This window comes from Cellulophaga algicola DSM 14237, assembly GCF_000186265.1.
GTDB classification, from domain to species: domain Bacteria; phylum Bacteroidota; class Bacteroidia; order Flavobacteriales; family Flavobacteriaceae; genus Cellulophaga; species Cellulophaga algicola.
Genome location: NC_014934.1, coordinates 274,400 through 296,702 on the forward strand (window position 1 = coordinate 274,400; position 22,303 = coordinate 296,702).

The window sequence follows — 22,303 nt, forward strand, 5'->3', positions numbered from 1 at the left end:
ATCGTATTTTATGATTCTGGTTCTTTAAAAATTAACTGACACATGCAGTATTCCCCCTCCCATATATTCTTTGCTTTGGTATTTTGTATCCTAATGGCACTGAATCTTAATGGGCAATCAAAAAGTCAATTTTTAGAAAAAATTGGAATTGAAAATGGACTTTCCTCCAATTATCCTACCTGCATTATTGAAGACTCCAAAGGGTTTATTTGGATTGGCTCCAATAACGGATTAAACCGTTATGATGGCTATCAATCTAGAATCTTTAAACATGACCCAAACAATAGTAATACACTATCTGAAAATTGGATTACTAGCCTTCTAGAAGATAAAGATGGCAATATATGGATTGGCACAGAAGGTGGCGGACTTAATCATTACAATACTGCTACCGATGTTATCACGAGATTTACTCATAGAAAAAATGATTCAACATCTATTAGCAGCAATGTAGTACATCGCATATACGAGGATAGCCAGTCAAGATTATGGTTAGGCACAAAAAATGGTTTAAATTTACTAGATCGTGACAAACTAACTTTTCAGCATTGGATCCAGCCCAATGAATGTCAAAACTGCGAATTTTCTCTAAAAGCAATAACAGAAGATCACAAAGGCAACCTTTGGGTGGGAGATGAGTTTCAAGGTCTGTATTACTTTATTCCCTCGACTGGTACGTTTTCTCGGCCCCATTTAAACTCCTCCAATAAAAGCCAACTCCCATCAGAATTTATAAACGATTTATATTTTTCGAAAGGAATATTATGGATAGGTACGGATAATGGCTTGGCCATATTGAACACAAAAACAGAACCATTTACAGAGATGTCATTAGATGGTGAACATAAAAGTGCTGTTAGTGATATGTGTATCTGGAAGATTTATAATGACCATAAGGGAAGCATTTGGCTATGTTCAAATGGCAGCGGTTTAATAAACTACAACATGAAGACTCATGAGACTACTATTTACAAGGCTGATAGTAACTCCGCTTATAAAATTGGCAGTAATTCTGTTGAAGATGTACTCGTAGATAAATCTAGAAATATTTGGATGGCGACCCTAGGTAACGGATTGAACAAATTTAATCTTAAAAACTTGAATTTTCATCATTGGGAAAAAAATAACGACGATCGTAATTCATTGGTAAACAATAACGTCCGAGCCATAATGCAAGACCCAGACGGCAGCATATGGATAGGAACTAATAACGGACTCAGTAGATTTAATCCTAATTCTGAACAGTATAGAAATTATATATCCGATTTTAAATACAGAGCCGATGCCTATACTACCAAAATCCGTGCGATCTATCGTTCTCAAAATAATGACATATGGGTAGGTACACAAAGTGGCGGACTCTACACCTACGATCAAAAGCAGGATAAATTCAGCTTAGCCTTGGGTTTTGCAGATAGTCCGTTAGCCAGCAAAATAGGCCATATTCAAAGTATTTATGAGGTTGAAGCTGGCCAATTATTAATTGCCACTGTTGGAGCTGGCCTAGTTAGCTTTAATACCATAACTAGAGAGCTTAAACGCATCTACACCAATAATGAGCCCAATACCTTTTTATTTAACCTAGATGTAAAATGCATGTTAAAAGCATCAGATTCCGTATTATATATTGGAAGCAACAGCGGGTTACATGCACTCAACACCAATACGCTTAAAATTGAATCCTATGAAAATGAAGAAGGTTGTACGAACTGTATCAATGGAAACAAGATTAGATCCCTGTACCGTGATAGTTCTAATAAATTATGGATTGGCACTAGAAGCGGCTTAGCGATATTTGACCCGAAAACTAAAAAATTCAAAAATTATAACATTGAAAACGGTCTACCTAGTACTATTATCTTTGGAATTCTCCCAGGCATTGATGGCAATATTTGGCTGACTACCCCTAACGGATGGTCAAAAACTGACCCTGAAAATATACAATTTAAAAATATCACCGTACCCGGAAATAATATTCTAGATATGGGAGGTCATGCGCAAGGATTAGACGGAAACCTCATCGTAGGGGGTACCTCTGGGTTTACAATTTTCAATCCCAATACTATAAAAAGTAATGAATACATACCTAACGTAGTTTTTACGGATGTTAAAATCAATAATGAATCGACGTCCTTTAATCAAAGCATTTCCGAATTAAAAGTCATTGACCTACAGTACAATCAAAATAATATCACCTTTGAATTTGCTGCATTAGAATTTACCAATTCACAATTCAATCAATACAAATACAAATTAGAAGGATTTAATGATCAATGGATTGAATATGGTACTAAGCATGATTTGACTTTTACAAATTTAGATCCAAAAACATATATTTTGAAGATAAAAGGCTCTAATAATGAAGGGGTCTGGAATGAACAAGAAACCTCTTTAACCATCAACATTAGTCCGCCTTGGTATAAAACATTATGGTTTAGAATATTTAGCATTTTACTAATCATTGGATCCCTTTTCACTTTCTATTATTTACGTATCAAAAGATTAAAGAGAACCAAAACTATGCTTCAAATTGAAGTCACTAAACAAACAAAAGAACTCCTGCGAAACAACCAAAAACTGGAAGAGCTAGATCGAGAAAAGGATGGGATTATTGGAATTATGGCACATGACCTTAGAAGCCCTCTTAACAATATTCATGGCCTTACACAGCTATTAGAAGGGAATAAAAATTTAGATTAAGAACAAAAAACATATCTTAAGTATATAAATAAATCTGTTAAAAATGGTAACGGCTTAATCACTGATTTACTCTTTATGAGTAACGTCAATCATCCAGAAAAATCAATTGAATTAGAAACCATAAAACTTTCAGAGTTTATAGAAGAATGGGAAAAAAGCTATCTAACCAGATTAGAGAAAAAAAATCAGGAACTTAGAAAATTTATTGACAATAAGCCCTACATAATCCATGCAGATCAAAAATTGGTAACCCGTATTTTTGATAACCTGATGACCAACGCTATTAAGTTTTCTGACAAAGGAAGTAAAATTGATTTATCGGTAAAAGCTAGTAATGGTCTAATCCTTATTTCGTTTAAAGATTATGGCCCAGGTATGACTGATGCTGATAAGAAAAGAGCATTTAAAATGTTTCAAAAACTCTCTGCACAACCAACGGACGGAGAAAGTTCTCATGGGTTAGGCCTAGCAATTATTAAAACACTGGTTGAAAAGTTAAAAGGGTCTATTACAATAGAAAGCAAGTTGGGTCAAGGTACTGAGTTTATAATCAGTTTACCCGAAGAAAGAGTATAAACACCGCGCCACTTATCAATTAAAATGGTATGAATTTTTATAATTTTTCTCCGATACCAATACCTCCAAGTTTTACGATACAACTCTAAGATAGTATAATTGACAAGTGAACAAATTGGAATGGAACATATTCTTACCTTCTACTTATAAATTAGTGTTTAAACAAAGGTAACTTCATTGAAGTAGCTGAGAATTAAAACAACAAAAAAATAAGATTGATTTATTACCTATTTCGGGAGTATTTTTTAAACAAGTTACTAGAATTTAAGACATCATTTTTACAAATAGTAATAATCTGACTTCTAGATTTTCTATTTCTTTTTTGATTGTGCTAAACTACGTTTTAAAAAAGTTATATGACCTGATGTTTTAAAATTAGAGTAACATTTCTTATACTATTATCTCATTCTCAAACCTTTAATTCTTCAGATCTTTGGTTAAAAATTTTGTTGTAATTTTAAGAAAATATTTAACTCAAATAATAAATTAATAGTGTGAGAATAGCGATAATAGGTTTTGGGAATATTGGTAAATATCTTGCGAATTGGGTTATTAATGAGCCTAGTTTCGAATTAAGATATATTGTAGCTAGAAAAGAAATTGATAAAGAGCATATTGATTTCAAAAATCAATCTATAAAATTTAGAAAAGAAATTACTTCGGATCTGATTGAAGATGTAGATATTATTATTGAATGTGCAAATAAGGATGTCGTATCTCAGCTATTGAAATTTGAAGAAATAGATCGTACTGGTAAGAAAATGATAATTATAAGTACTGGCGGTCTCTATCAAAATAAAGAGATTATAAATAAGTTGAAAAAATGCGAAATAATTATACCGGTAGGTGCAATCGCAGGGCTGGATGCTATAAAAGCCATAAATGACGAAATTACTTCAATTGAACTAAAGACGACCAAACATCCTAAAAGTTTAGAAGGCGCTCCGTTTTTTGAAAATTCAAAGGTTGATTTATCTTCAATTAAAACTACTCAGATTATTTGGGAAGGTGAAGTAAGTGAAGCTGTAAATCTATTTCCTAAAAATATAAATGTTGCTGCAAGTATTTATTTTGCCTCTAAGTGTGACAATTTAAAAATTACAATAGTTGCTGATCCTAATGCTACCAGTAACATGCATGAGATCACTTGTGCAGGTGGTTTTGGAAAAATTTATACGCGTACAGAGAATCAACCAAGTCCAGATAACCCTAAGACTAGTTTTTTAGCGGTTAAAAGTGTCGTTAGTATTCTTAGGAACATGAATTCTACTATTAAAATTAACTAAACATATCGTTGTTCAGAATAGAAGTTTTATATGTTTTTTTTTAATTCAAATTAATTAAAATGTACTCCACATTAGGTAGGGCTCATAAATACAGGTTGTAGTCAAAATAGGTAAAATTCCTGAATTTATATTTTGATACTCTTGGAGTTTTTGAAGCTATTCTAACACTTTTATCTTTTTAAAATTACACATTATTGACCTTTATAATAAATAGAATGTTAGGAATATTTAAGCAAAATAGATATTATATCAAGTTGTTTATCAACCGTATTGAAATAAGAGATTTAACATATGGAAGAACAATCTCTGAAGAATCAAAAACAGCTTTTAATAATGAAAGAATATTAGTAGCAAATTTTGAGAAAGCAGAAGATTTTATTAAACATGTTTTTAAAAACAATGACCTTTTATTAAAAAATTCTATTGGAATTATTCAGCAAATGCAAATGAGCGAGAATGGACTTTCTGAGGTCGAAAAAAGAGTTCTTCTTGAATTGTTCTCTACAATTGGTATTAATGAAATACATATAGACCAAACTTTGGTTAATTTAACCGAAAAACAATTAGCGGAATAGAGGTCAGTAGTTAATTACTTATTAATTCAGCTTGATTGATTTTATCATTATTGACCATTTTAACAATAAGATTATTGAATATTGTAGCTTTACTTTGAGATCTGTTTATTCTAAAACAAAATTCATTGAAATATCTATTTAAATTATTGTCACTAACCCAAGAATAAGTTGTTCTTATCCAAGATTTAACCTGATGTATCATTGTATGAAGCGCTTTAAAATTTAACCCTCCATTACTTTCTATTTGTGTGATGTCGTAAGCCTTTGCAATAGGACTATAGCCTCTCCATTTATCTGTAGTAATCTTTGCGTTTCGGCTGATATGGTTGACAAAAATATATTGTAAGGATTGTGCTGAAAAATCATCTATTTTCATAGCATACATTCTTTTTACCTTTCCATCTTCTGTAAGCTGTACAGCTGTAACCGCCTTCTTTTTCTTAGCATTGTAGCTTCTGCCAACTTTTGTTTCTTCTCTGCCCCCTAAAACAAATTCATCTACATGAACAACTCCGTCCATAGGATTATTCCCACTCGAAGACATAGCTTCTCTGACCTTAAGCATAAAAAGTCTAGCTGTTTTTTCTGTTACTCCGTAACGTACTCCCATATAACTTGCAGATAAGCTTTTCGTGCTTGTAGCCATCTCAAAACAAATAAAAAATGCTTTGCGAACACCAAACTTTACCTTGTGAAATAATGTATCTGCTGTTGCGGATTCTGTATGTCTACAAATATTACATTGCCTAGAGAAATCAGCACGTGTTTGACAGGCTATATGATTGCATCTAGAACATTTAAAAGGGGTTTTAGACTTAATATTTGCTAAATATTCTTTGCAATCATTGTCCGTTTTGAAGCAATCAGAGAACTCTAGAAGATTTTGACCCTTGAAAATATCCATAATTTAATATATTTACTGAGTATCAAGATACGAAGTTAGCTACTGACCTCTATAGCGGAATATTAAAACAACCAATACCCGTGAAGAATTGAGTTCAAAAATTAAACTTATATTATCCAAAATTAATTACGTGGTTGTTATCTACATACTAAAATCTTCTGGGATTTTCTATTCAGCATTTAATTAATAAATTAAGTACTTAAACACGTTACCAATATCAAAAAAATATCAAGTTTACAGAAAATAGTTTTTCAAAAATAAAACTACTCAATAACACGCTCATCTAAATATCTTATTAATTTTTAAAGTGAAGAAATGAAAAAATTACTCTTTATTACCATCTCATTATTTTTGATAAACAATGGTAACGCTCAAGATAAAAAAAAGTATAAAGGATATATGCCATTTAATCATAATAACCTTTGGGGTATTGTAGATTCTACTCAAAAAACCATAATAGAACCCAAATATAATGACATTAGAATTTTAGGTGAATTAGATTATGTTTCTCTAGATGATGAAATAATTTTTGATTTAGAAAAAGGAACTCAACAAAAATCTCTAGGCACCTTTAAAACTGAAGTTATTATAAACAAACAACGATTTTATCTATTTAATAATGGAGATACTTCACTTTTAATAGACCTGAAAAATAATGAAAAAATAGCATTATCCCTTAAATACTCCAACTTTGAAAATGTAACGCTAACTAATCCTAATTCTGGCATTGAAAATGAATTCATAATTGGACAATTAGATTACGACAGCTATATATTATTGAAAAATAATAAAAAATTACCTTCCGTTATCTCAGGGAAAATCAGTGAACCAGATTTATTAGTTGATGAATCATCGAATAAAAACGTTTATTTCACTGCCATTAAAAACTCAAAAATATATGTTTATAATTCTAATTTAAAAGTAGTAAACACATTTTTAAACGATGAAAAACTAAATGAAAATCTAGAGAGCTTAGCAAAAAAAATAAACAGTGGTGGATTAAGTCAAAAATGTTTTACCTGTGCAGAAACAATGGGTAATGGTAGTTTTAGCGAAGATCCATTACTGCCTGAAATATTTGAAGTTTCATATCGATCAAATTATCTCAGTGTCATTTATAAAAACAAAAAAGGTGAAGAAATAGAAGTTCGTCCCTATCAAACTTTTGAAAAAGGTTGTGGGTATTTGGATGGTGTAACCTTTGGTAAAAACCTGATTTTTACAGATCTCAACTATGTTAGACCAAAAAAACTAATGTTTCCAAAAGAATATTTAGATTAACTATTTAATTCTCAAATAATAAATATAGCGTTATAATACAATGTCACAAATCTTATACAATATAAGAATCTTGGTTTTACAAAATGATTAATTCATTTTTTTTAGATCTCTATAAAAAAGGTGATTTAAAACAGAATAGACTAAAAATTTCACGAACAGTAGTAACGGTTACATAAATCATTAATGGGTAACCTAATGCTATTAACAACTGCCTTTTATTACTGTTTCATTTATAAAACAGTCTACGTTACTTAGCTGAAGATAGAAATAAACCAGCCCTATTCTACTTAGAAATAGTAAAGCTGGTTTTAAAAATAATTAAATGTTTTAATATCGTGTAAAAAATTAATAGGCTTGAAATGTAATATTCTCCATATCACAGCCATTAAAAGCACTCTTTATCTTACTCTCTAAATGCTTTGGGTAGGATACTTTTCTAAGTTTTTTGTTTTTCGCAAAAGCATCTGATGTAAGTTCAGTTATATGTTCTGGAATAGTTAACTCCTCAAAATCATTCTCTGCAAAACAATCGTTAGACAACCAAAATACCGACTTAGGTAAATCTAAAGTGGTAAGTGCATTACCAACAAAAGCAAACATATGTATCGTAGCAACTTGTCCTTTAATTTCAAGCTTTTCTATCTTATTTCGGCCAAAAGCTCCGCCTAGAATTTTTTTTACGTTAGAAGGTATTATAATTTCTTTAATTTCATTATCATAAAAAACATCTTCATCTATATGTTCTAAAAGTTTTGGTAAGGAAACGGCTTTGATTCCTTTTTTCCAAAAAGCTTCTCTAAATATGTAAAGTACTGGTTTATCATTTATATGATCTGGTATTACAATATCAGTAGATTCTCCCAAATATTTTACAATTCCTATAGCATCATCAAACTCTTTAAAAGAGTAATCTTCATTAACTAAATCTAAAATTAATTCTCCCATAATTATTAGGTTTTTTTTACTTTATATTAAAAAATAGAACTATTATTAAGTTATAAAAGTTCGTATTGCTTAATCGAAAATATAGATTAGAGAGAAGTCTTTAGTAAACATTTTATATTCGGGGCTGTTTTTTTTGTATTCGCAATTACTTCAAAATTATATTGTATGCAAACTAGATATTTATCCAAGTACGCCCCTTAAAAACAAGACTATTTTAAGACCTATTTTAGAAGCTTATCTTCAATTTCTTTTAGTTTTTATATATTTTTTTAGAGGTCAGTAGTTAATTACTTATTAATTCAGCTTGATTGATTTTATCATTATTGACCATTTTAACAATAAGATTATTGAATATTGTAGCTTTACTTTGAGATCTGTTTATTCTAAAACAAAATTCATTGAAATATCTATTTAAATTATTGTCACTAACCCAAGAATAAGTTGTTCTTATCCAAGATTTAACCTGATGTATCATTGTATGAAGCGCTTTAAAATTTAACCCTCCATTACTTTCTATTTGTGTGATGTCGTAAGCCTTTGCAATAGGACTATAGCCTCTCCATTTATCTGTAGTAATCTTTGCGTTTCGGCTGATATGGTTGACAAAAATATATTGTAAGGATTGTGCTGAAAAATCATCTATTTTCATAGCATACATTCTTTTTACCTTTCCATCTTCTGTAAGCTGAACAGCTGTAACCGCCTTCTTTTTCTTAGCATTGTAGCTTCTGCCAACTTTTGTTTCTTCTCTGCCCCCTAAAACAAATTCATCTACATGAACAACTCCGTCCATAGGATTATTCCCACTCGAAGACATAGCTTCTCTGACCTTAAGCATAAAAAGTCTAGCTGTTTTTTCTGTTACTCCGTAACGTACTCCCATATAACTTGCAGATAAGCTTTTCGTGCTTGTAGCCATCTCAAAACAAATAAAAAATGCTTTGCGAACACCAAACTTTACCTTGTGAAATAAAGTATCTGCTGTTGCGGATTCTGTATGTCTACAAATATTACATTGCCTAGAGAAATCAGCACGTGTTTGACAGGCTATATGATTGCATCTAGAACATTTAAAAGGGGTTTTAGACTTAATATTTGTTAAATATTCTTTGCAATCATTGTCCGTTTTGAAGCAATCAGAGAACTCTAGAAGATTTTGACCCTTGAAAATATCCATAATTTAATATATTTACTGAGTATCAAGATACGAAGTTAGCTACTGACCTCTATATTTTTTTTTGCCATTATAAAGATTAACCCCTCTTTTGATGGAACTTCAAAAAAGGCTTTTCCATGTAGTTAATTTTAGTTCGTTTCTTTAAAAACTATCCATTAATCTGAACAATTATAAATTCAAATTTTCTGATTACTCCATAACAAACAACCATCAGTCCTCGATTTGCAACTAGCAGCTTACTACTTACTTAAACTGTTACGCCTGCCTGTAAGAGACTTGTCTCATATTGGAAAATTTGAAAGCTTTATTCAACCAGTATCAAAATTTCTAAAAAAATAACGCCTGTTGACACCAATAGCCGTTACACCAGTCAGTAATTTGTAAAAAACTAATTTTAATGACCGCCTTTTAAGGCGGCTTCATTTTTTAATTCAGCAAATAATTGAATAACTTTGAAGCTCGTATTAAAACATTTTTTTAGATAAAATATCCTTTTTTTTAAAAGAAAACTTAAAGTTGAAAACTCCTACTCTACTTTTTACGCATTTCGAGTAAATCTCTCGTACACTTGCCAACAGTAAGTAGGACGTTCTTTAAAGTATACACTATTGCTTAGGTAAATAAAAAAACCGCCATTGAGGCGGTTTTTAATAGTTATAAAAAAGGTTGAAATAACCTATTCAAAATCACAGTCTTTTCCTAAGCTTTCAAACTTAGCTAACTCTTCTATTAATCCATTATTTACTTTTCCAAAAACTTCATAAGCTATTTTTCCTAAAGGTAAATGCACTGGAGCTTCTTCTAACTGTGCTAACTTATAAATAGCAGCGGCAGCTTTTTCTGGATTTCCTGGTTGGTTACCATTCAAAGCTTGTAAACCTCTTATACGTTCTCCTACAGTACTTTCGTAATCTTCTATTTTTGTAGTATCATAAGCTGCTGAACTTCCTGCCCATTCTGTTCTAAATGGTCCAGGCTCAACGTTTGTTACTTTAATATTAAGTGGTTTTAATTCTGCTGCTAAAGCTTCACCAATACCTTCTAAAGCAAATTTAGATGCGTTGTAAATTCCTAAACCTTGAGAACCTATACGACCTGCAATAGATGTAATATTTATAATATGACCAGAACGTTGCTTACGCATTTGTGGTAATATTTCTCTAATCGTAGTTAAAACACCAAAAACGTTAACTTCAAATTGTCTTCTAACTTCTTCATCAGAAATTTCTTCGACACTTCCCATAATACCATAACCAGCATTATTAACAACTACATCAATTTTCCCGAATTTATCAAAAATAGTTTTAACGCCATCAACAATCATTTGTGTAGAAGCTACATCAACAAGTACTCCAAAAGAATTTCCTGGATTTTCTTTATTAAATGCCTCTACTTGATCTTGTTTTCTAAAAGTACCTACCACAATTTGTCCTTGCGCTAATACCTCTTTAGCTAATTGCTTACCTAATCCTGATGATACACCAGTAATAAACCATACTTTTTTTTCTGTATTCATTTTTATTTTGTTGAAATCTTGTAAAAGAAATTGAACTGTTTTTTTTTTGCAAAATTACTAAAATTTTATTGTTATTAGGCTTCTTACAGTCTTATCAGGTTACTAAATCTATTTAAAAAGATAACTTCAAGTAATTTTGCTCCTTTCTCAAGATTAAATTTGTATAATTCCCTATAAACTACGGTACTTATATACATATCATAATGAAAATTCATATAGATTTTATTGTTGGTTACTAATTCTGAGTATTTTTCTATATTTATCATGTGAACAAAACCTTCCATACCGGATAAGTAGAGAGAAAAATTTTAAGTAAAAAAAAAAGTATTCTTACTTCCTACCTAATGTTTTATTAAAACAAGAACTCTAAATTGAAAATTCTACTAAAAACTATACTCAACTTACTACTATTTTCTTTCCTAACTGTTATAACACAAATTGGGGGAGTTATTTATGTACTAAGTGTACTAATTTCTAAAAAATGGTCTATAAATTTAAAGTTTAAAACGCTACTTATTTTTATGGGTCTGTATCTTTTTTCAACACTATTTATCGTTCCATTACTTGCACCCATTTTTGGTCGGGAAAAAGTAAAAAATTCAGAAAAAATAAAACCGACGAATTACATGACTGTTTTATTAAATAGGAATTATGTAAACCCCAAACTAAACCAATTATTAAATAAAACAGAAAAAGAACTAAGCGGAACGACTATTGAAATTCATTATTTAGATGCTAATTTTCCTTTTATCAATAAATTTCCACTGTTACCACATTTGAGTCATAATGATGGAAATAAAATTGACCTAAGTCTAATTTACGAAACTAAAAACGGCATCATTACAAATAAACAAAAATCTATTAGCGGTTACGGACTTTTTGAAAACCCGAATCTACATGAGTACAACCAAATAGAAAAGTGCTTAAATATGGGGTATTTTCAATATGATTATCCAAAATATTTAACCTTAGGAAAAATCAATGAAGAATTAATTTTCTCAGAAAAAGGAACAAAAAATCTAATAGAAAACATCTTAAAAAGTCAGCATTTAGGAAAATTATTTATTGAACCCCATTTAAAAACCAGAATGGGTTTAAAAGATAATAGAATACGATATCACGGATGTAAAGCGGTTAGACATGATGATCATATTCATATACAACTCAAATAAAATAATGCATAAATAACACCTTAATATTAAAAATTTCTTTTCAAATTTTAATCAAATGTCTTTGCTTTTTTTTACTCCAGATTTGACTTCTAAAATCATCTAAACTAAATAATACTCCCTTTAAACTACTTTAGCTAACATTAAATATAATTGCAACAAACTTTTGCTATGCACTATAAAGATCTACACGACAAAACACCATTACACTGGTGTTCGTTCACCTACTCATTGCGAATTTATAAAGTGTAATGATTGCATATAATCTAGTAAATTTAAACCTACGCAAAATCTTGTGTAAAATCTAAGCTATAATGGTATTAAACAAAAGAAAAATGACAGTTTTTTTTGGGATACTCACGACAATCCTACTCCTTATTAGTTTTTTGTTTTTGTATACCGATGTATTAAATCCATCTGCTAAATAAATTAATAATTCTAAGGAATTAGATGGCCTAATTAAAAAAGAAATTGTTAAAGATTTTAAAGTATCTGACATTCTTTTTTAGCTACCCTCAGGATATTTTGGTTTGTGGAAATGAACCCCATTTAGACCATTAAAGTACTCTTAGAAAGAAAATTGAACATAATAACTATAAATTTAAAAACCCACCTTTTAGTAAACCAACAAATTTTGAAAACGGGTATACGGAAAATGGGGTGGTAGTAATTATTGATCATATTTCTAGTTCTCATTTTGAATCAGAAATATTTAATTTTGAGTTGAACACGAGTGACACTTAAGGTAATCGAAACGTGTATGAAATTGAATTTGGGTAGCTCAAGAAAAATACGGTTAACCTAAAGCTGATTTATCCTGACACCTCTTTTAATAATAAGAAAAACAGCTCAGAATTAACGTTTATATATAGTAATCAAAATTGGAAACGAAAATATCCAAACTTAAACAAGGAGAAATAAGAAAATATTATGTATTTGGGCATAGTTTGGAATACTCTTCTTTCCTTTACGACCATAAACTTTCTATTTAGATACAAACTAACCCAAAATATGAGTACCTTTTAACTCCCCCTCTATGCTTATACAATCCGTTGTACTTAGGGGAACATCAATTAAAAAAAATAAAACATGAAACATATTATTACAGCACTTATTTTCACAGGAATTCTATTTTCTTGTAACTCATCAGAAAAATCAAAAGATTCTAAACAGGAATCTCCTGTATTAGAAACAGGAACAGAAGAAATCACTATAGATAATAAGACAGCACAATTAAAACCTATTAATACGGATGAAGCCTTGCTTGCAACAGCATTAATGGCTGCTCCCGAAGAAAGTAGAGCAGCATGTAAAGTTATAGGTTATAATATGGCTGGAGAATTTGTAACGATGAGAGAAGGAAGTAATCAATATATTGTTCTTGCAGATAACCCTAATCAAGATGGATTCAACGCTGCATGCTATCATAAAGATCTTGAACCCTTTATGGCTAGAGGAAGAGCTTTAAGAGCCGAAGGAAAGACAGGTCAAGAAGTCTTTGCTATTCGTGAAGCAGAAATGAAATCTGGTCAACTTAAAATAACTCCTGGATTGAGTTTGCACATTCTTTTTGGATCAAAAACAGTTTATGATCCAGAAACATCTAAGGTTGAAGATGCCCAACTCCGTTATGTGGTATATATGCCATGGGCTACATCTGAATCTATAGGATTGCCGGAAATTCCAATGGCTCCAAATCACCCTTGGATTATGAATTCTGGAACTCATAGAGCGCACATTATGATTTCTCCTTTACCTGAAGAGAAAGAATAGCATTATTAGGGTGCCAAAAGAAAAAAAATGCACTAGTAACAGCATAAAAAGACGTGATTCTAGCATTTAGTTCTGATCCCAGAATATAATTTTATAAACATAAAACCCATAGTTTTAATCCATAAACATGATCAATTCTAAATGCATAGTACTCCTATTTAGTTTATTTCTCTTAACAAGTTGTGGGGTATCTAATAAATCCTCCGTAAAAAACAAAAAGTGGTTGGAAGGTAAATGGACTGGTATTGGGTATCAAACGGATCTACAAGAGGCTAGTCAATGGACTATTGCATTAGACATTGAAAAAGGAAATTACAACATCTCTTACCCTAGTTTATACTGTGCTGGAAAATGGAAACTAACCAAGTACTCAGAAGATCAAGCCACATTTACAGAGCTTATTGAAAATAATACGACTACATGCATAAAAAATGGCACCATAATCCTTACTAAAATTGACGAAACTAGAATTTTGTATAGTTATTTTTACAATGATGGAATTAATAATGACGGAAAAAAAGCTGCTGCATTCTCCACATTGGAAAAACAATGAACAGTACTTCTAAAACCATCTATAAACCCACAATAAAAGTGTGTTGTTTTTAAAATAAAAGTACCCAAAAAAAGCATGAAATATATTACCGTACTACTATTTATACTTGTTACTAGTATCGCTGGAGCACAAGTAAAATTTGTTACTAAAGTCAATAAAAAATCTTTAGGCATAGATCAGCATATACGTGTAGATTTTTTTATTAATACGGATATGGAATTAACTAGTTTTTGGCCTCCTGAGTTTAAAAATTTTAATATTGTTGCTGGACCTACCAAAAGGGCAGACGCTACTTATGTTGATGAGGGGCAGAGTTTGGAACTTATTTGCAGTTATATCATCAGCCCAAAATCTGTTGGCAATTTTGTCATAGATGCTGCACGTATGGAGCTTAAAGGTAAACGTTATAAGACCGTACCAATCCATATAGAAGTTAGTAAAGCGGTAAATAGCACTAGTGTACCAAGTGCTCCTAATGAAAATATTTATTTGGTAACAGAAGTTTCTAGAAATAGCATAACCCTAAAAGATTCACTTATTGTTTCGCACAGGATTTATGTGACCCCTGCTATAAAAGTTATCGATTGGAAGTTGGTAGACCAACCCGTTTATACAAATTGTTCTATTAGCGCTAATAAGATAAGGGATTTAAAGGTTGAAAATGTTATTTACAAAGAAAGTAAACATAGCTCTTTAATATGGCAAAAAGTAATATTAAAACCAAAAGGCAAAGGCGTTATAAGTATAGCTCCTGTAGAAATAGCATTTCAGATGAAATTTCTAAGTGGTAAAAGAGATGTTTATGGAGTACCTACTTACGAAACCAAATTAGTACAACTAAAGTCTAATGAGGTCATCATAGCGATACGATAAAAATTAAAACAAAGCATGCAAAAGGCTCGGTATCATTACTTAAATTACCCGTTTTAAATTGATCATTAAAAAAAAAGCTTTGGTTAAGTGTTAAACGGAATGAAAAGCATTGCTACACTACCCTATTTTTTTCTAAAAAAAACCTTTGTATGTTAACCGAAAATGAAACGATTAAAGAATAGTATAAAATATTTAGCCATTATAATTTTGCTCATCATTCCGTTTCGTGGATTTCTATTTAGAACTTCCGTGAACTATTCAGAAATTGATCACAGAAAAAATGTTGAGTTGACAGACAAAAAATTGATTGCAGAAATTAATAATCAAACAAAAGGAAAAGTATTAAACATTGAAGAAATCATTGAACTAAGTAATGAAATAACGAGCGATAACTTAGCTTTTTCTTTACATAGGGTTTCTAGCAATGCGAATGCAGTTTATACCTCCAAAAAGGCTAATTGTATAGGATATTCTTCGTTGTTTAACTCCATTGGCACTTATATGTTGCAGCAACAGCAACAGACAGATACATATGAATTTATTCACTTAGTTGGTGCTTTGGATGTTTTAGGGTTCAATATTCACAACTTATTTGATAACCCGTTTTTTAAAGACCATGATTACAATGAAATTATAAATAAAAAGACGCATACAAAGCTGTTTGTAGACCCGAGTTTAAGAGATTATTTAAGAATTGAATATGTATCGTCTCGATAACAACAGCTAAGATTAGCGCTAAAAAAGCAGGTATATAAGACCATACCTTAAATTTACACCTAGAACCTTAGTCTGCCAGATGCGCTCTATAAAAAAACATACTAAATGAAATATAAAGATACTCAGCTACTAATTATTCCAGGACTTGGAGGTTCTGGCGTAGACCATTGGCAATCGTTTTGGTTACAGAAATTTGACTCTTCAATTAGGGTAAATCAAGAAAACTGGAATAAGCCTCAACTAAAAGATTGGTTAACTAATTTAAACAAAGCTATTTTAAGAATAGATGGTCCCATTATTCTAGTTGCACATAGTCTTGCTGTATCATTAGTATTACACTGGGTTAACACCTATACCAATTCCAATATTAAAGGTGCTTTATTAGTCGCTCCTGCAGATGTTGACTCCCCAACACATACGCCTGAATCGGTAAGAGGTTTTGCTCCTATGCCACTAGCTAAACTTCCTTTTCCTTCAATAGTAGTCGCTAGTGAGAATGATGAATATATAAGCCTAGAGCGTGCGGAATATTTCGCAAAAAAATGGCAAAGTGAATTTATAAATATTGGTTTAAAAGGTCATATAAATTCCGATTCAACGTTGGCATTTTGGGAAGAAGGTCAAGCAATTTTAGCGCAATTAATAAACAAGATACCGTAAAAAAAAAGAATACAATAAGACACATTTCTATACGAGTTTCTGTGATTATAGTACTCCTAATTATTACCATCAATATTTTCTTAACTACATAAAAGCAAAAAAAAGATGTGCTAAGGGAGACGTTATCTTCCTTTTTCTTTGGCTTTGAGGAGGCTATACCTTTTGGTATTTTTACTGCTTTTTAAGTGTTATTTACAAAAAAGCAGCTTACAAAAAGGAACTGTAATTGGAGTATAGTCCTTTTACGTCCAAGTTCTCCATGTTACTTTCGATTTATTTTAAATTATTAAATTTTTGAAATATTCTCGACTACGAATAGATAGCATTCAAATCTCCAACATACTATAAAGGAGAATTACGCAACAAATACTACTGAGATTTTTTTAAAGAAAAAGTAAACTCATACTTACCGTAAAAGCATAAGCCTCAATACATTGTTTCAAATAGGATTACCCTGTGCTCCATCTGTACCTTTTAGTCTAATTTTAGCACCTACCAAATTTTTAATTTGACTCCAAATTTGTAAATTTGCCCAGACAAAAAAAGGAAAGAAGTGCCTCCCTCCTGCCCTTTATTTCTTTTATCACCTAGAAAAAAAATGTTTACAAAACCGAACGCAATACGATACAATTAATTACTAAAATTTGGTAATGAAGAAGCACAAAGCCATTCGGTTTTTTATGATCCTAAATGTTTTATGTATTCAAATTACATTTTTGACCATGATTATAAAGGAAAAATACGATTCTAACATTTATGTAGCCCTACTTTCCTTGTTATTGATTACGTTAACAATGTTTGGAAATAAATATTTGGATTTACACCATGATGAATATTCTTATGAAAAAATAGCTGTAGTCATTTGGGTTCCTATTGGAGCTATAGTTTGCTATATTTTAAATATTAATTTAGGCTTAGGCAGTGTATTATCCGCCAGTATCGTAGGGACTCTAGCCTCTTTTATTCCTAAATTAAAAAAACAATCTATTTACTTAAAAAATTTACCGCCTGCTATTTATTGTGGTGCATTTGTAGGGATGTCTAGTGTACAAATTACACCCTCCATTTATTTTGTAATAGCAGCAGGAATTATAGCTGGATTATTTTTTATGATCTCTAAAAGTCTATTTCTTGGTGTTGGTGGAAAACTTGGGACTATAGCTTTCACTGGCGTTATTATGGTATCCTTAATGTACTGGCTATCGTTATGAACACGTTGATCATTATTATAACAGGGATTGTAGGTACAATACTTACCTTTTACTTAAGTGAACATTTAAAACAAGGTCCTGTAAGAGCCTCAGCGCTACTAGCACTCATTGTTGCTTTATTTTTTCAGTTATTTCCTGAAGTATTCAATCCATACCTAACTAAACACATACCCATTGTATTTATAGGCGCATCATTTATTGGCATGATCTCTTCAGAGGCCAAAGGCAGTTACAGTATCTTGGTAATTGCTAGTATTCTATTCAGTGTTATATACATTAATAAGAGTCCATTTTTTAATGGCTACGGAGGTGCGTTAGGAGCATCAGCTTTTATAGCCCTATTAACCACTATGGGAATTTCCGTTATATTTTCTAAAAATAGGAAAATAGTAAAGCGTGTTATCCTACGTAGAAAAAAAGTTCAAATTCAGAAAAAACACAATAAAAATGATTTGAATACGCGAGTTTAGATTTTTCAAATCATCCATAATACTATACCTCAAACTGAAACAGGTCTCTTTTTGGACAAGCTTATTCCTCTTACTTAAAAAACACCTCTATAAAATCCTATTTAGAATCAACGGAAGATCTAATTCTATTTTTTTCTATAGGTATAAGGTCTAAATACTATTAACCCCTTAACATTAGTTGTTCTAATATCTAAAAACCAAAATAACCCTACTTGGCATAGCCACTGCACCTTTCATTTATGAAAAAATTAGTTCTCCTCATCTTTTTAGTACCCCCTTCTGCTTCTTTCGCAAAATGAAAATACCCAAATACAGCATGCTTTAAATCAAAACTTCAGTTTAATAGATCTGTTTTAGCAATTAGCACCCATGGCTATTAATCGATATATCACCACATTCTTGACCTCTTTGTGTTCAAAAATTGGTTTTCATAACGATTTTGTTCCTATAAATCCATTTTAAATAATTGGTTTGTTCTCATCCTTTTTGGAGTTTTATTTTTATCTACAGCGCTTGTTGGTACCGTTTTCAAAACTAATAAAGCAACTGCGCCCATTGGCTTAGCAGACAATTACCTATCTAATCATGCGGCATTAATTAGTAATGGTTTTGTCATGTTAGCACCAACATTTTTTTAGCAGATAGTCCTGACCAAAGTGAAATCGTATATCAAGCTAATTTCTTTTCTGTTAGTTTAAAAACATTTTTAATTTTAGCAGCCTCCATGTATTTTTTAGTCATTGTTATGACCTTTAGGTTTTTTATTGCTATTTTAATTTTCCTTTCACCAATTCCCTTCATTGATTCCGTTTTAGAAATTACTAAAATTATAGTATCCATCGTCTTTGTAATTATTAGTATTATAAGCCCTACCACCTCCGTAATATTTTCGGTAATTATGTTTTTAATTGTTCTCGTATTCTACCAAAAATCTTTACGGTTGCTCACTCGGATTAAATATCTACAGGTATATCTTAACTATTTTTAGAAAAAAAGAAACTATCCTATCTAATGGAAACTCATTATCCATTTTAGTTTTAATAATTAAGGAAACAAAAACATTTAAAAAAGGAAAAATAGTTAGGCTAGAAAAACGAGGAAATAAGGTTTTTTGATGAAAAAAACGATTCTTTTAGCGCATAAAGAAGAAGAAATAACGCTGGAGAATTGTTTTCTATCTCAGCCCCATTTAGACACGAATATTACGAATGATCTTGGAGATATGTCTTTAATTATTAACCAGTCTTACCATAAATTTATTGACAATTTATCTTAAGAATTAAGTAGTGAGATTAGAAAAAAAGCTAGTATTAAGGAGAATTTAAATACAAGTTTCTTATACCAGATTAAGAATATGTTTAACAAACGTGATATTAATGAATTAAAGTTTATATCTGAACCATAAAATTCCTACGCTACAATTAGAGTCTCTTTTACCTAAATCCCTAATGTTTATAATAATAATAATGCTAACACTCGCCTTTTACAGCTGCTTCTTAGGTTAAGTTAGAACGCAATTTAATATTAAAAAACTTTGCTGTTCGCTTTTTAGATAGTGTATTTACGCTTCCTAGTGCTATTTTTGGATTAAAATTTAAACGCCTAATCTATTTATAAAAGATAGCGGATAAGGGCCTCTAATTATTGGCCTATTTTAGACGTACTATCTTTTAGTTTATGAATTTCAAGGCAAACAACAGTATTTGTCTATTACACCAACAAAAGCAATGTATTAACAACAATTAAAATCTTGTTTTTACTAAAAATTCTAGTTTAGAGTAGTTTTAGAAAGTAATACCGCTTTTTAGAATCAAAATTCCCTAAATATAGCAGAGATTGAGGTACCTAACATCTATAAGATTATTACTAATTATTCCTATTACTTTCTTAATTACTTTATTAGAGCCTGATGCTGCTCACAATGCAACATTTTTTGAGAAGGAAAAACCCAAAGAGATAACAGACACAAACAAATACAAGCCTTTAGCAGAAATTGACACTGATGGCGATGGCCTTACTGATGATATTGATGAAGATGATGATAATGATGGTATTCCTGATTTATATGAGGATGGTTGTGAGGTGAATACTGCATTTGGCACGCCCCCTTCGAGTTTAACATCGACGAACTATGTCACTTCTATTTATACAAATTACAACAGTTTTTGGGCGTCATCTGTAGGATCTCTCAATCCAACCGGTTATGACAATGTTTCTGAACTTTTAGCATTTAAAGTAGGAAGCGAAACTTACGCTACAGGTGTTGGAGCAAGTGTAATGATAGATAGTGACGGTAATGGGCTGTATGATTCTATGGATACAGATGGGGATACCACAGGAGATGTTACTTTAGAAGAAACTACTTGGACCGCATTAAGGCCCGTGACAAAAATTAAATCTGGAATACGTTTGGAAGGAAGAGCTATAGATGGTAATACGTCAAATGCAGTGGGACCACAACTTACTTCTGGTGGCATTCCGTTCAATCCATATCTTTATGAAGGAGAAAGAGGACTCGATATGGGCTATGCTATTGCCAATATTGATAATGCTTGGTACTTTCGATTAGGAGGAGCTAATACAGCTGCCTATGGAGATGGAGAAATGGATATTTTATTAACACAGGGTGCACAATTAGGTAGTGGTTTAAACTATAACAGGTTGCATCTGCTTGATGAAGACGGCAATTATTTAGGAAATGGAGTTGAAGTAAATTGGAATAATACGCCAGTAGTAGGAAACTCCAATGTAGATCAATATAATGTAAATGATTCATCTAGTGGTAGAAATCAAAAAAAGAACATTCGTCTAGCAGCAGTAGAACTGTCTGAATTTGGACTTACTCCTGCAGAAAGAGCTATAGCGGTAATATTTCGTCTTGAAATTTCTGCTAATGCAGATCCTATATTTTTTGTAGTAAATGACAAGAGTTTTATTACGGCTTGTACACCGCAAGATACAGATGGAGATGGGATCGTAAACAGCTTAGACTTAGATAGTGATAATGATGGTATTTATGATGCTATAGAAGCTGGCCATGGTCAAGCGCTTGTAGATGGTAGATTAACCGGCCCTGTTGGCACCGATGGTATAGTTAATAGTATTCAGGCTACAGGACAATATGATAATGGCACTATAAACTATGAAATTAAGGATTCTAATAATGATAATATACTAGACTTTTTATCTTCTGATAGCGATGCAGATGGCTGTAACGATGTCTTAGAAGCGGGCTTTTTAGATGGTGATGATGATAATTACCTAGGAACTTCTCCTCTTATGACTAATTCTTGGGGAGTGGTTACTGGTCAAGGTGGCTATACAACTCCAAGAGATGGTAATGGCAATAATGTACCAGATTATCAAGAATTTAGTTCGGCTCCTAGTATTTTAACAGCCCCTCAGGATACCGTTATTTTTGATGGCAATTCTGGCTATATATCCATAACAGCAGCTAACACAACTCAGTACCAATGGCAGATAAGCACGGATGGAGGTACTAATTTTTCGGATATCGTAGATACCACCACCTATTCAGGAATAGAGACTGCTACTTTGGGTATTTATGACACTAATTTAAACTTTGATGGGTTGTTATACCGAGTTATAATATTAAATGAAGGGTATGTTTGCTCAACATATGTTACTTCCGAAATAGCACAATTATCAATTAGAGTAAAAAGTGTAATTACAAACAAGAGAATAACCTATAGGATTAAAAAAGAATAACCATATTTAGTTTACCCCTATAAGATTCTTATCTATTTAAACAAAAACAGCGGTAATCAAAACCCTTATAGGTAAGCTATCAACATACAAATCAGAGACATACACATCTAAACAACTAATACAACCAAAATTATGCGTGTTATCTTCTTAACGCCTTTATGACAGGTATTAAACACTTAGCACCAAAT

Annotated in this window: 20 protein-coding genes; 15 read left to right on the forward strand and 5 right to left on the reverse strand. The window is 31.4% G+C overall.

Annotated elements, in window-relative coordinates; translation table 11 throughout:
• Window positions 1-42 precede the first annotated feature (42 nt).
• The 4 genes from CELAL_RS01275 to CELAL_RS01290 all read left to right on the forward strand — a co-directional run bounded on the left by CELAL_RS01275 (window position 43) and on the right by CELAL_RS01290 (window position 5,137).
• Window positions 43-2,700, forward strand: a complete 2,658-nt coding sequence (locus tag CELAL_RS01275; RefSeq protein WP_013549097.1) for a ligand-binding sensor domain-containing protein — start codon at window positions 43-45, stop codon at window positions 2,698-2,700.
• Between the two features lie 75 nt (window positions 2,701-2,775).
• A complete protein-coding gene (locus tag CELAL_RS01280; RefSeq protein ID WP_013549098.1) occupies window positions 2,776-3,276 on the forward strand; it encodes a sensor histidine kinase in 501 nt (166 codons plus the stop codon).
• Between the two features lie 494 nt (window positions 3,277-3,770).
• A complete protein-coding gene (locus CELAL_RS01285) occupies window positions 3,771-4,562 on the forward strand; it encodes an aspartate dehydrogenase domain-containing protein (RefSeq protein WP_013549099.1) in 792 nt (263 codons plus the stop codon).
• A gap of 194 nt (window positions 4,563-4,756) precedes the next feature.
• The gene (locus tag CELAL_RS01290; RefSeq protein ID WP_148229643.1) at window positions 4,757-5,137 is read left to right on the forward strand and encodes a hypothetical protein; all 381 of its coding nucleotides are present in this window, start codon (window positions 4,757-4,759) and stop codon (window positions 5,135-5,137) included.
• 10 nt (window positions 5,138-5,147) lie between these two features.
• Here the strand turns inward: CELAL_RS01290 and CELAL_RS01295 are convergent, their stop codons facing one another.
• A complete protein-coding gene (locus tag CELAL_RS01295; protein WP_013548995.1) occupies window positions 5,148-6,041 on the reverse strand; it encodes an IS1595-like element ISCal1 family transposase in 894 nt (297 codons plus the stop codon).
• 315 nt (window positions 6,042-6,356) lie between these two features.
• On the opposite strand from CELAL_RS01295, the gene CELAL_RS01300 reads away from it, so the two are divergent.
• Window positions 6,357-7,322, forward strand: coding sequence for a hypothetical protein (locus CELAL_RS01300; protein ID WP_013549101.1), 966 nt, complete (start codon window positions 6,357-6,359; stop codon window positions 7,320-7,322).
• 345 nt (window positions 7,323-7,667) lie between these two features.
• Here the strand turns inward: CELAL_RS01300 and CELAL_RS01305 are convergent, their stop codons facing one another.
• The 3 genes from CELAL_RS01305 to CELAL_RS01315 form a co-directional block, all read right to left on the reverse strand.
• Window positions 7,668-8,267, reverse strand: a complete 600-nt coding sequence (locus CELAL_RS01305; RefSeq protein ID WP_013549102.1) for a leucine-rich repeat domain-containing protein — start codon at window positions 8,265-8,267, stop codon at window positions 7,668-7,670.
• Between the two features lie 283 nt (window positions 8,268-8,550).
• Window positions 8,551-9,444, reverse strand: a complete 894-nt coding sequence (locus CELAL_RS01310; RefSeq protein WP_013549103.1) for an IS1595-like element ISCal1 family transposase — start codon at window positions 9,442-9,444, stop codon at window positions 8,551-8,553.
• Between the two features lie 676 nt (window positions 9,445-10,120).
• Complete coding sequence (locus tag CELAL_RS01315) at window positions 10,121-10,960, reverse strand: oxidoreductase (RefSeq protein ID WP_013549104.1); 840 nt, start codon at window positions 10,958-10,960, stop codon at window positions 10,121-10,123.
• 626 nt (window positions 10,961-11,586) lie between these two features.
• Here CELAL_RS01315 and CELAL_RS01325 point away from each other — a divergent pair.
• From CELAL_RS01325 to CELAL_RS01360, 8 genes are all read left to right on the forward strand, one after another.
• The gene (locus CELAL_RS01325) at window positions 11,587-12,132 is read left to right on the forward strand and encodes a hypothetical protein (protein ID WP_245529673.1); all 546 of its coding nucleotides are present in this window, start codon (window positions 11,587-11,589) and stop codon (window positions 12,130-12,132) included.
• 1,086 nt (window positions 12,133-13,218) lie between these two features.
• Window positions 13,219-13,902 carry a hypothetical protein gene (locus CELAL_RS01330; RefSeq protein WP_013549107.1) on the forward strand — a complete coding sequence of 228 codons (684 nt, stop codon included), beginning with the start codon at window positions 13,219-13,221 and terminating at the stop codon, window positions 13,900-13,902.
• Between the two features lie 127 nt (window positions 13,903-14,029).
• Entirely contained in the window at window positions 14,030-14,455 is a 426-nt protein-coding gene (locus tag CELAL_RS01335; RefSeq protein WP_013549108.1) for a hypothetical protein, read from the forward strand.
• Window positions 14,456-14,530: 75 nt separating this feature from the next.
• Window positions 14,531-15,328: a BatD family protein gene (locus CELAL_RS01340; protein WP_013549109.1), complete on the forward strand. Its 798-nt coding sequence runs from the start codon at window positions 14,531-14,533 to the stop codon at window positions 15,326-15,328.
• Window positions 15,329-15,490: 162 nt separating this feature from the next.
• The gene (locus CELAL_RS01345; protein WP_013549110.1) at window positions 15,491-16,045 is read left to right on the forward strand and encodes a hypothetical protein; all 555 of its coding nucleotides are present in this window, start codon (window positions 15,491-15,493) and stop codon (window positions 16,043-16,045) included.
• A gap of 105 nt (window positions 16,046-16,150) precedes the next feature.
• The gene (locus CELAL_RS01350; RefSeq protein ID WP_013549111.1) at window positions 16,151-16,705 is read left to right on the forward strand and encodes an RBBP9/YdeN family alpha/beta hydrolase; all 555 of its coding nucleotides are present in this window, start codon (window positions 16,151-16,153) and stop codon (window positions 16,703-16,705) included.
• Between the two features lie 650 nt (window positions 16,706-17,355).
• Window positions 17,356-17,916 carry a hypothetical protein gene (locus CELAL_RS01355; RefSeq protein WP_013549112.1) on the forward strand — a complete coding sequence of 187 codons (561 nt, stop codon included), beginning with the start codon at window positions 17,356-17,358 and terminating at the stop codon, window positions 17,914-17,916.
• The gene (locus CELAL_RS01360; protein ID WP_013549113.1) at window positions 17,913-18,386 is read left to right on the forward strand and encodes a hypothetical protein; all 474 of its coding nucleotides are present in this window, start codon (window positions 17,913-17,915) and stop codon (window positions 18,384-18,386) included. Before CELAL_RS01355 ends, CELAL_RS01360 begins: the two co-directional genes overlap by 4 nt.
• Window positions 18,387-19,055: 669 nt before the next feature.
• Here CELAL_RS01360 and CELAL_RS22260 read toward each other — a convergent pair.
• Window positions 19,056-19,226: a hypothetical protein gene (locus CELAL_RS22260; protein ID WP_013549115.1), complete on the reverse strand. Its 171-nt coding sequence runs from the start codon at window positions 19,224-19,226 to the stop codon at window positions 19,056-19,058.
• A 274-nt stretch (window positions 19,227-19,500) separates the two neighbouring features.
• On the opposite strand from CELAL_RS22260, the gene CELAL_RS22265 reads away from it, so the two are divergent.
• Both CELAL_RS22265 and CELAL_RS01365 read left to right on the forward strand, forming a co-directional pair.
• Window positions 19,501-19,662, forward strand: coding sequence for a hypothetical protein (locus tag CELAL_RS22265; RefSeq protein WP_013549116.1), 162 nt, complete (start codon window positions 19,501-19,503; stop codon window positions 19,660-19,662).
• A gap of 560 nt (window positions 19,663-20,222) precedes the next feature.
• Complete coding sequence (locus tag CELAL_RS01365; RefSeq protein WP_013549117.1) at window positions 20,223-22,115, forward strand: hypothetical protein; 1,893 nt, start codon at window positions 20,223-20,225, stop codon at window positions 22,113-22,115.
• Window positions 22,116-22,303: the final 188 nt, after the last annotated feature.